This window comes from Hungatella sp. (assembly GCF_046966825.1).
In genome coordinates, this window is sequence record NZ_JBKVCZ010000181.1 from 1 (window position 1) to 11,462 (window position 11,462).

Consider the following 11,462-nt stretch of genomic DNA (forward strand, 5'->3'; position numbering starts at 1 on the left):
AGGACCGGCAGTTTGGCTGGGATGATGGCGTTTCCTGGTGGACCAACGGCTTCTGGCCGGGAATCATGTGGCTTCTCTATCTGCGCACCGGGGAGCAAAGGTATGTGGATATCGCCCGGTATGCGGAAAAAAAGCTGGATCAGGCATTTGCCGATTTCTATGGACTGCATCACGATATGGGCTTTGTATGGCTTCCGTCTGCGGTGGCCGATTACAGGATCACGGGAAATCCGGAGTCGAGAAAACGCGGCCTGATGGCAGCCACCATCCTTTCAGGCCGCTTCAATCCGGCGGCCCGGATCTTCCGGGCATGGGATCAGTGGAGCGGCGCGCCGGATGAGGACACGGCGGGCTGGGCCATTATTGACTGCATGATGAACATCAATCTGCTCTACTGGGCCTCCGATGAAACCGGTGATCCCAGATTCCGGGAGCAGGCGGTGATGTATGCCGACCAGGTGATGAAATACTATATCAGGCCGGATGGCTCCTCCAATCATATCATGAGGTTCGATTCGGTGACCGGGGAGCTCACAGGGTCTCTGGGCGGTCAGGGATATGCGGAGGGCTCCAGCTGGACCAGAGGCCAGGCCTGGGCCATGTATGGATTTGCGTCGAGCTATATCCATACGAAGGATGAACGCTATTTAGACACCGCCAAACGGACGGCGCATTACTTTATAGCCAATATACCGGAAAACGGCCTGATCCCGGTTGATTTCCGGGCGCCGAAGCAGCCGTATTATGAGGATTCCTCGGCGGCAGCGGCAGCAGCCAGCGCGCTTCTGGAGCTTGCGCGGCTGACCGCAGCGTGTGAATCGGAGGTCTATCGGCGCGCAGCAGAAAAGCTATTGAAGGCACTGTACGAGAAAAGGTGCAATTTCTCAAAAGACAGCGACTGTATCCTGGAAAAGTGTACAGCGGCATATCACCATAAAAATCATGAGTTTCACATCATTTATGGAGATTACTATTTTATCGAAGCAATCTTTAAGCTTCGGGGTGAAACTTATCAAATGTGGTAACGGGCACTCACAGAAACCGGACAGAAAGCGTTTCCGAGGGCACTCGGTAGAAAATGGAGGAAGCAAATATGAGCAAAGTAACAGAACTGACGAGAGAAAAATGGATTTTAGGCGCGTTTCCGGAATGGGGGACATGGCTGAATGAAGAGATCGACCAGGAGGAGGTAAAGCCGGGAACCTTTGCGATGTGGTGGATCGGCTGTACCGGACTCTGGATCAAAACAGAAAATAAAACGAATATTGCCATCGATCTGTGGTTTGGCAATGGAAAACGGTCTCAGAAAACGAAGGAGATGGACCCGTTTCATCAGATGCGGAATATGACCGGCGGCCGTGCGACACAGCCGAATCTCCGGGCTGCGCCCATCGTCTACGACCCGTTTGCTGTTACAGCCGTTGACGCGGTACTGTCCACCCATTACCACAATGACCATATTGATCCGTTCTTTGCGGCGGCTGTGATGCAGAACTGCGGCGGTGAGGTACCCTTTATCGGTCCGCTAAAGAGCGTGGAAAAGTGGCTGAGCTACGGCGTTCCGGAATCGAGATGCAGAGTGGTCAAACCGGGAGATATGATTAAAATTAAGGATGTGGAAATCATGGTCACGGATTCCTTTGACAGAACGTGTCTCGTCACAGCGGATGAGGACATCCGGGGCGTGCTGCCGGACGATATGGACGACAAAGCTGTGAACTATGTGATCAAGACACCGGCCGGAACCGTGTACCATTCCGGGGATTCCCATTACAGTACATACTATGCCAAACACGGAAAGGATTTCGACATTGATATTGCCTTTGGTTCCTACGGAGAGAATCCGGCGGGCAATCAGGATAAGATGACATCCGTGGATATTCTTCGTATGGCGGAGGCATTAAAGTGCAGGGTGGTGATTCCGATCCATTACGACGTATGGACCAACTTTAAGGCAGATCCCCTTGAGATTCTCATGCTTTACAACTATAAGAAAGACGTTTTACAGTACCAGTTCCATCCGTTTATCTGGGACGTGGGCGGCAAATACGTCTGGCCGGTGGACCGGGATAAGATCCAGTACCATTACAGACGCGGCTTTGAAGACTGCTTTACGGATGAGCCTAACGTACCGTTCCGTTCCCTGCTGTAAGACCGGGGCAAAGGAGTAACGATGAAATTATATACCTTGGGACTTTATGAGAAATCCATGCCAAATGAGTTAAGCTTTCGGGAAAAGCTCACGTATGCCAGAGATGCGGGGTATGATTTCCTGGAAATGAGTATCGATGAAACCGAAGAAAAACTGGCGCGGCTGGACTGGAGCGTGGAAAAGCGGGCCTCTCTCGTACAGGATATGTACGAGGCGGGGCTTCCGATCCGGACCATGTGTTTAAGCGGCCACCGGAAATACCCGTTGGGAAGCAGCGAGGAATCCGTTCGGATCCGCGGCATGGAAATCATGGAAAAGGCCATCAATCTGGCGGATGACCTGGGAATCAGAATTATCATGCTGGCGGGATATGACGTGTATTATGAGGAGTCCAGCGAATTCACAAAAAAGATGTTTGAAATGAATTTGAGAAAATCGGTGGATATGGCCGCGAGCAGGAGCATACTGCTGGGCTTCGAGACCATGGAAACCGAGTTCATGAATACGGTTGGAAAGGCCATGAAATATGTGCAGCTGATGGGATCGGATTATCTGGGAGTATATCCCGACATCGGCAATATCACCAATGCGGCGAAGCAGTATAAGACCGATGTGATCGAGGATTTAAAGTCGGGGAGCGGCCGTTTGCTGGCCATGCATTTAAAAGAGACAGTGCCGGGGAAATTCCGGGAGATTCCGTACGGAAGCGGCCATGTGAATTTCGAAGAGGCGATTAGAGAGGCGTGGCGGCTGGGTATCCGAAGATATGTGACGGAATTCTGGTATACAGGAGGCGGCGACTGGATGGATGAACTCCGGAAGGCGAATCGGATGATGACCGACATACTTGGCAGACAGGCGAAGGAGGATGAACATGCAAGTTGAAAAAAAGGTGCTGGCCAATTTAACAAAGTGCTATTCCATCGCCCCCCTGACGTATCAGGGAAGGTTTCATTTTCTGGTGGCGGCAGAGAAGACAGACCGCTGTATCCTGTTCGATGAGACGGGAAAGGAGGTGGACACAGTATGGGAGGGGCCGGGCGGAGTCATGACGATGGTCCAGGTGCCGGGAAGTGACGGCCAGTTTCTGGCGACCCATAAGTTCTATTCCCCCAATGATTCCAAAGAAGCAAAGCTTGTAACCGTAACGCCTGCAGACGGAGTCTGGGAGGTGAAAACCCTGGCGGAGCTTCCGTTTGTGCACCGGTTCGATATTCTCGTCAGAAACGGTGTAAAGTACTTGATCGCCTGTACACTGAAGTCCGGCCATGCATATAAGGATGACTGGAGCTGCCCCGGAAAGGTTTACTGCGCCGTGCTTCCGGATGATTTGAGCACTTTTGACGAGGCCCATCCGCTGCCGCTTACGGTCTTAAAGGAAGGCCTGACGAAAAACCATGGCTACGCCAGAACAGAAGACGGCGGCATGGATACGGCGGTGATCTCCTGTGAAAACGGTATATTTCAGTTCCTTCCGCCGGAACAGAGGAACGGGGAGTGGGAGATCCGGGAACTCCTCGATGTACCGGCTTCCGATGCGGTGCTGCTGGATCTGGACGGGGACGGCAGAAAGGAACTGGCGGTGCTGTCGCCGTTTCATGGAGATACGTTTTCGATCTATCAGGACCGGGGAGAAGGCTTTTTTAAGGTATATGAATGCCCGGATAAAATGGAATTCTTACATGCCGTTTATGGCGGCCCGCTGTGCCGGATTCCCCGGGTCGTAATCGGTTTCCGGAAGGGCGAACGAAATCTCGTATCATTTTCTTATTGCAGGGAGAGCGGGACGTATGAGCGCGAAATCATTGACAGGGATTGTGGTCCGGCCAATGTCTGTCATTACATGGTGAATCAGAACGATGTGATCATATCCGCCAACCGGGAAACCGACGAAATCGCCATGTATACGGTGACGCCGTCTTCTGACGAACTGGAGCGTGTCTGAAAATTGCTTCTCCTCCTTTTTCTATTGACAAATCCATATTTCACATAAAAATATATTGAAAGGGAAATGGGTATTTTGCCGTACAGCTATTGCTCAGGCGGGGTGCTCGTTTCCCATGAAAAATAATATCATTGGGACAGGACTCCGATTTCACCAGCGCAATTATTATAAAAAAACAACTTGTTCACACTATGGTACAAGTGGTACTGTTGTAGTATAATAATATCAGTGATAAGGAGGATTTTTTTTTGGAGAGGAAAGCATACAAGTTCTGGTTCGCAACGGGGTCACAGGATCTTTATGGAGATGAGTGTCTGAGAAAGGTGGCAGAGCATTCCAGAATCATTGTAGAGGGGCTTAACCGGTCGGGACTTCTGCCTTATGAAGTGATCTGGAAACCGACTCTGATCGACAATACATCGATCCGCGCATTGTTTCATGAGGCCAACAGTGACGGGGAATGCGCGGGTGTCATCACGTGGATGCATACGTTTTCACCGGCCAAGTCCTGGATTCTCGGCCTTCAGGAGTACAGAAAGCCTCTGCTTCATTTACATACGCAGTTTAATCAGGAGATTCCCTATGACACCATTGACATGGATTTCATGAATGAGAACCAGTCCGCTCACGGAGACCGGGAATTCGGCCACATGGTGACGAGAATGGGCATTGAGAGAAAGGTTATCGTCGGTTTCTGGGATGAAAGTTCGGTGCAGGCGGCGATCGGCTCCTGGATGAGAACCGCGGTGGGCATCATGGAGAGCAGCCATATCCGTGTCGTCCGCGTGGCCGATAATATGAGAAATGTAGCAGTAACCGAGGGCGATAAGGTGGAGGCCCAGATGAAGTTCGGCTGGGAGATCGATGCCTATCCGGTGAACGAGATTGCAGATTATGTAAACGACGTGGCAGCAGGCGATGTAAGCGCTCTGGTGGAAGAGTACTACGATAAGTACGATATTCTGTTAGAGGGAAGAGATGCCGGAGAGTTTAAGAATCACGTGGCAGTACAGGCACAGATCGAGCTGGGATTTGAGAAATTCCTGGTGGAAAAGGATTATCAGGCGATTGTGACTCATTTCGGAGACCTCGGTTCTTTAAAGCAGCTTCCGGGTCTGGCGATTCAGCGTCTGATGGAAAAAGGATACGGCTTCGGTGGCGAAGGCGACTGGAAGACTGCCGCCATGGTGCGTTTAATGAAGATCATGACAGCCGGTATGGAAGGCGCGAAGGGAACTTCCTTTATGGAAGACTACACGTATAACCTGGTTCCGGGAAAGGAAGGCATTCTGCAGGCACATATGCTGGAGGTATGCCCGTCAATCGCGGACAGCAGGATCGCCATCAAGGTATGCCCGCTGTCCATGGGAGACAGGGAGGATCCGGCCCGCCTTGTATTTACCGCAAAGGAAGGAAAGGCAGTGGCCACATCGCTGGTGGACTTAGGCGCCGGTTCCGCCTCATCATCAATACCGTGAACTGCAAAAAAGTGAGAAACCGATGCCGAAGCCCGGTTGCCACGCATTCGACCCGGGAACCAAACTAAAGACCGGGAGCCAGCCTGACTTAAGGCGGCGCACACCATACGGCATTTCCACGATCTGACTGCAGAGCAGATGGCGACTGCCGCTTCCATGGGATCAGTCAGTTCATTGACGAGGACACTACAATCCGCAGCTTAAGAATGAATTGAGATGGAATTCTGCTGCTTACCGTTAGAGAGGGGGAAAAACTATGACTGTGGTTTAAATGAAAAAAGGGCGCTGCAGGGGACGTATATCAAACATTTTAACGGAGAACGGCTCTGGGGATGGAGCTGGGGTCTACACGCATCAAGGCGGTTCTGGTCGATGAGCACCAGAAGCCGATTGCTTCCGGGAGCCATGACTGGGAAAACCGGTACGTGGACAATATCTGGACATACACGTTAGAGGACATCTGGGAAGGCGTTCAGGACAGCTTTGCAAAGCTGGCAGAGGATGTAAAAGCACGCTACGGTGTGACGCTTACGACCGTCGGCTCCATTGGCATTTCCGCCATGATGCACGGCTATATGGCTTTCGATAAGGCCGGGGAAATCCTGGTGCCGTTCCGTACCTGGAGAAATACCATGACGGAGGAGGCTTCGGAAAAGCTGACGGAGCTGTTCCAGTACCATATTCCGCAGAGATGGAGCATCGCCCATCTGTACCAGGCGATTCTGAAGAAAGAGGCGCATGTGCCGGAGATTGATTACCTGATCACACTGGAGGGGTATGTACACTGGAAACTGACCGGGCGTAAGGTGCTGGGAATCGGCGACTGCGCCGGTATGTTTCCGATCGATACCGATAAGAAGGATTTTCATGAGAGAATGATCGCTCAGTTTGACGAGCTGACGGCCGGAGAGAATCTGCCGTGGAAGCTCCGTGACATTCTTCCTCAGGCGCTGACCGCGGGAGAGGAAGCCGGAGAACTGACGGAAGAGGGCGCGAAGCTTCTTGACCCGACCGGCGCCTTAAGACCCGGTATTCCGCTTTGTCCGCCGGAGGGGGACGCAGGAACCGGTATGGTGGCTACGGGCAGCGTGGCGAAGCGCACCGGCAATGTGTCCGCAGGCACCAGCGTGTTTGCCATGGTAGTTCTGGAACAGGAACTGAAAAAGGTTCACGAGGAGCTGGATCTGGTGACAACGCCGGCCGGTGATCTGGTGGCTATGGTACACTGCAACAACTGTACTTCTGATTTAAACGCATGGGTGGATTTGTTTGAAGAGTTTTCCGCGGCGATGGGGATGAAGGCGGACAGAAACCAGCTGTTTGAAACCTTATATAACCTGGCATTGGAAGGCGACCCGGACTGCGGCGGCCTTCTGGCTTACAATTATTTCTCGGGAGAGCACATCACTCATTTTGAAGAGGGACGTCCGATGTTCGTGCGTCTGCCGGACAGCCGGTTCAATCTGGCGAACTTCATGCGCGTTCACTTATATACGGCATTAGGAGCGCTCCGCGTGGGCATGGATATCCTGTTTAAGGAGGAAGGCGTGAAGCTGGACAGTCTGCTGGGCCACGGCGGATTATTCAAGACAAAGGGCGTGGGACAGCGGATTATGGCGGCGGCGGCCGGCGTACCGGTGACCGTCATGGAAACTGCCGGAGAAGGCGGCGCATGGGGCGCGGCAATCCTGGCTTCCTATATGCGTTACAGAAAAGACGGAGGCAGCGACTCTCTCGCCAAGTACCTGGCAGACAGTGTATTTGCTGACGAAGAAGGCGTGGTTATGGAGCCGCAGGAAGCGGATGAGCGCGGCTTCGAGGTATTTATGGAGCGGTACATAAGCGGCCTGCCGATTGAGCGCGCCGCAGTCGAGTGTCTGCCGGGGCGTGTCTGAAAAATCGTAACAGTTCAGGCGGCTCATTCCTGCCATCTGCATGTACTGAAATAAAAAATAGAAAAGAGGAAATGACACGATGCTGGAAGAATTAAAAAAAGAGGTCTATGAGGCCAACATGGAACTGCCGAGAAGAGGGCTTATCACCTATACATGGGGAAATGTCAGCGGAATTGACAGGGAAAAGGGACTGTTTGTCATCAAACCCAGCGGTGTGGATTACGATAAGTTAAAACCGGAAGACATGGTGGTCATGGATTTAAATGGAAATAAGGTGGAGGGGGACTTAAATCCCTCCTCCGATACAGCCACTCACTTAGAGCTGTATAAGGCGTTTGAGAAAATCGGCGGGATAGTCCATACCCATTCTCCCATGGCTACGGCCTGGTCCCAGGCGGGCCGTGCGCTGCCGTGTTATGGGACGACTCATGCGGACTATTTCTATGGGGAGATTCCCTGTGCCAGGAATTTAACGCCGGAGGAGATCGAAGAAGGATATGAGAAGAACACCGGTATGGTGATTATCGAGACCTTCCGCGACAGGAATCCGGTTCACGTGCCGGCGGTTCTGTGCAAGAACCACGGCCCCTTTACCTGGGGAAAAGACGCCGCGACCGCGGTCCATAATGCCGTGGTGCTGGAAGAGATTGCAAAGATGAATTTTGTGACTGAGATGTTAAACCGCGGTGTGGAACCCGCGCCGCAGTCCATGCAGGATAAGCATTTTATGCGCAAGCATGGACCAAACGCGTATTATGGACAGAAGTAACGGCAGCCCGTCAGGCAGGGAGGAGGGCGAGAGCGGGAAGACGAAATACTACGTGCTGATGGAGGAACTGAAGAGTGATATCATTGCCGGCCGGCTGAGGCCGGGGGATAAGCTTCCTTCGGAAAATGAACTTTCCGCCACCCGCCATGTGAGCCGCCATACGGTGCGAAAGGCGCTGTCCATCCTGGCGCAGGAGGGATTTATAGAAGCGGAGCACGGCAGAGGGACCTTTGTCTCCAGAAAAATTAGAAGAGGGAAGTCCCCCTCACTTCCGTTCGGCGGAATGGATTACAGGGGTTCGGGGAATATTGCGGTTATCACCACGTATCTGTCGGACTATATGTTCCCCAGGCTGATCCAGGGCATCGACAGCGTACTGACGGCGGAGGGATACAGCATTATCCTGAAAAATACCGGCAACAGCCGCGTGAAGGAAAGCCGCTGTCTCGAGGAAATCCTGGAGAAAGATATCGACGGTCTGATCGTGGAACCCAGCAAGAGCGAGATTCTCTGCGCCAATATGGCATTGTATGAAAAACTTGATTTTTATCAGATTCCCTATGTCTTCATACAGGGATACTATGCGCAGATGAAAAATAAGCCGCACATCCTGATGGATGACTGTATGGGCGGTTATCTGGTGACAAACTATCTGATTGAATTGGGACACCGGCGGATTCTGGGGATATTCAAGGCGGACGACAGCCAGGGGAGGGAGCGCCACAAGGGGTATGTGAAGGCGCTGTTTGAGGCCGGTTATCCCTACGATCCCGATATGGTGATCTGGTTCCATACGGAGGACCGGGCGGTGAAGCCGGCGAAGGTGCTGGAACTGATGCTGGAGAGCGGAGCCGCCATGGACGGCATCGTCTGCTATAACGATCAGATTGCGCTGGAGGTTTTAAAGGCGCTTCAAAAGAAGAAAATCCGTGTTCCGGAGGACATCTCCGTAACGGGATACGACAATTCATTTATTGCAGAAAACGGGGCGGTGAAGCTTACAACCATCGCCCATCCGCAGGAAAAGCTGGGAGCTATGGCGGCAGAGCTGCTGCTGGAAAAGATAAAGGGCGTGCCGGATGAGGAAAGCCGGGTGGAACGGATTCTGAAGCCGGAGCTGATCGTGAGAGAATCCTGCATGGAGAGAGGAAAAGGAGAGTAGTTCCGGTTCTTTATTAACCTTAGGTGCAAGACGGCGCAGAGAGGCCTGGTATCCCGCGCCCGTCGGGCTTTCTGCTCACCACGAAGATGACCGGGAGTGTCGAACACAGAATGCATGTGATCGGCGCTCCCGGTTATTTTTGACTGTTCATATCCGGGTGAAGGTGACTTCTATGAGAAAAAGGAGCAAAAAAATAAAAAAAGTACAAGAATATGGTAATATTACATTTTTTAAAAGGCAGAATATTAAAATTTATCATTAAACTTTATATCTGATTTTTGATTATCCCTATAAATATTACACTTTCAAGCTTTTCGAAGTATAGAAAAACACTCATTTTACCACGAATATACCACGATTAAACGAGCCTTGATATGACGATAAAATAGCACTAAAAAGACACCATTGACACATTGAAGTGGTGTCTTTTATTAATAAGCAGTCAATCCTAAGACTAACTGCTTTTGCAAAATAAAGGTAATCACTATTTTGTTTGTTTCTTTAGAATAATATAGCTTGCAATCACAACTACAAAGAATACTAACACGAAAACTAAAGTATGAAATATTCCTATCGGATAAGGTGCAATCCACCCTTCTAGTTTGAAAACCAATCCTGAAATATATCCTGTAATCATAGAAATAGGCATAAAAGCAACTCCGATTATATTAAGCCAATTTACATAAAAGGGGGATTTTTCTTCCGATAGTATTCTCGCTATAAAATATCCAACAATCCCTATAGCTTGAATAATCATTGAACCCCAAACTGCTTCCATTGTTTGTTCTGCATACCAATTACCAAATGCACAAAACAGCCCAATAGCAACAAAAGCTGTTGATGATATATAAAGTACCTTACTCGTAAGCTCTTTATTTTTTTGTTCTTTGTCTGCTACTGGTTCAATTCCCTTTAGGATATAGTCAGTTGTTACTCCAAAAAAATCACTCATTATAATTATTTTTTCTAAGTCAGGCGTACTTTGTTCACTTTCCCATTTGGAAACAGCCTGCCTTGAAACTCCAACTTTATCCGCAAGTTCCTCTTGTGATATTCCTTTTGATTTCCTTAAATATTGTATTCTGTCTGCCATATTCATTAGCTAACACTCCTTTCTTTCATGGTGTAATTTTAGCAATATTATCAGTTGCATAGCCACCATTTAGATATGGAAATATGTCAACTGGCAGTTGCAATGATGTTTTTTGACAAATCAGCAGAATATTCTTGCTTATAACGTAATTTAAACATATCCATATTATAACAGTTCCATATATCCGCCACAACAAAAATCAGCACACCCCCCTTGACATTTTTCTGTCTTGAAAAATACACACTTTTTCTTTCTTCCTCTTGATTACCAACCACAGAAAAGAAAAAGCCCTGTCAAGAGCCTTGCCACCATTGGTGGTGCTTTGCACTCTTTACTGGGCTTTTTGTTTGCTGTATCTTTCATTCAAGAGGAAAATTAAAGACCTCTGTTCCATTTCTCTTTCAGATAATCTTCATAGTCCGTTTCATCAAAATCTAACTGTGGCGAAGTGTCGGGAATGTTATTTCTGCTGTCTATGTCCGCAAGTTGACGGAATATCCAGTCATCATAAGGGTCATGGTATTTATACTCTTTGGGCTGTTCTCTGTATCGGTCTAACCCTCGCATTTCCTTATGTACTTTCATCATGCGTTCTATTTTTTGACGTTGTATCAACTGCTTGATTTCCATAAGTTCTTCTAACTCCGTAACCTCATTGGTAATGTAGTTATGGATATACTGTATGAGTTTGGTTTCCATGTAAAATCTGCATTCTTTTTCATCATTGAAAAATTCATTTTCAGACAGATAATCTAAGGAAACATTGAAGTCCTGTTCCCGTTTGATAATATCCATGATATATGGTTCGGTGTGGTCAATATACTTCCATTCTCCTGATAATAATTCATTGGGCGTTACTCCCAGCACGTCCATTATCTTTTCTAATGTGTCAAAGGTAGGATAATTCACACCCCGTTCAATCTTGGAAAGGCTCTGCATATTGATACCGATTTTATCCGCAAGTTCCT

The 11,462-nt window shown here is 49.5% G+C and carries 9 protein-coding genes and 1 pseudogene; 8 read left to right on the plus strand and 2 right to left on the minus strand.

From position 1 onward, the window contains the following. The 8 genes and pseudogenes from ACLTD4_RS30690 to ACLTD4_RS30725 form a co-directional block, all read left to right on the plus strand. Positions 1-1,025, plus strand: a 1,025-nt coding sequence (locus ACLTD4_RS30690) for a glycoside hydrolase family 88 protein (RefSeq protein WP_412331817.1), incomplete at its 5' end; no start/stop codon positions are given. Positions 1,026-1,093: 68 nt separating this feature from the next. After that, on the plus strand, positions 1,094-2,152 hold the full coding sequence (ulaG, locus tag ACLTD4_RS30695; protein WP_117633980.1) for an L-ascorbate 6-phosphate lactonase: 1,059 nt from the start codon (positions 1,094-1,096) through the stop codon (positions 2,150-2,152). A gap of 21 nt (positions 2,153-2,173) precedes the next feature. Further along, the gene (locus tag ACLTD4_RS30700; RefSeq protein ID WP_117633979.1) at positions 2,174-3,037 is read left to right on the plus strand and encodes an L-ribulose-5-phosphate 3-epimerase; all 864 of its coding nucleotides are present in this window, start codon (positions 2,174-2,176) and stop codon (positions 3,035-3,037) included. Further along, positions 3,027-4,097 (plus strand): hypothetical protein, encoded by a 1,071-nt coding sequence (locus tag ACLTD4_RS30705; protein ID WP_117633978.1) that lies wholly within the window; start codon positions 3,027-3,029, stop codon positions 4,095-4,097. Before ACLTD4_RS30700 ends, ACLTD4_RS30705 begins: the two co-directional genes overlap by 11 nt. 248 nt (positions 4,098-4,345) lie before the next feature. Next, positions 4,346-5,816 (plus strand): annotated as a pseudogene (gene araA, locus ACLTD4_RS30710) (L-arabinose isomerase). Between the two features lie 91 nt (positions 5,817-5,907). Beyond that, entirely contained in the window at positions 5,908-7,470 is a 1,563-nt protein-coding gene (locus ACLTD4_RS30715; protein WP_117634044.1) for a xylulokinase, read from the plus strand. 79 nt (positions 7,471-7,549) lie between these two features. Further along, positions 7,550-8,239: an L-ribulose-5-phosphate 4-epimerase gene (locus tag ACLTD4_RS30720; protein WP_117633976.1), complete on the plus strand. Its 690-nt coding sequence runs from the start codon at positions 7,550-7,552 to the stop codon at positions 8,237-8,239. Next, positions 8,226-9,401 carry a GntR family transcriptional regulator gene (locus ACLTD4_RS30725; protein ID WP_412331818.1) on the plus strand — a complete coding sequence of 392 codons (1,176 nt, stop codon included), beginning with the start codon at positions 8,226-8,228 and terminating at the stop codon, positions 9,399-9,401. Before ACLTD4_RS30720 ends, ACLTD4_RS30725 begins: the two co-directional genes overlap by 14 nt. A gap of 484 nt (positions 9,402-9,885) precedes the next feature. Here the strand turns inward: ACLTD4_RS30725 and ACLTD4_RS30730 are convergent, their stop codons facing one another. Next, positions 9,886-10,500 (minus strand): helix-turn-helix domain-containing protein, encoded by a 615-nt coding sequence (locus tag ACLTD4_RS30730; RefSeq protein ID WP_008393242.1) that lies wholly within the window; start codon positions 10,498-10,500, stop codon positions 9,886-9,888. A 369-nt stretch (positions 10,501-10,869) separates the two neighbouring features. After that, positions 10,870-11,462: helix-turn-helix domain-containing protein (locus ACLTD4_RS30735; protein ID WP_147324026.1), on the minus strand; the 593-nt coding region annotated here is incomplete at its 5' end.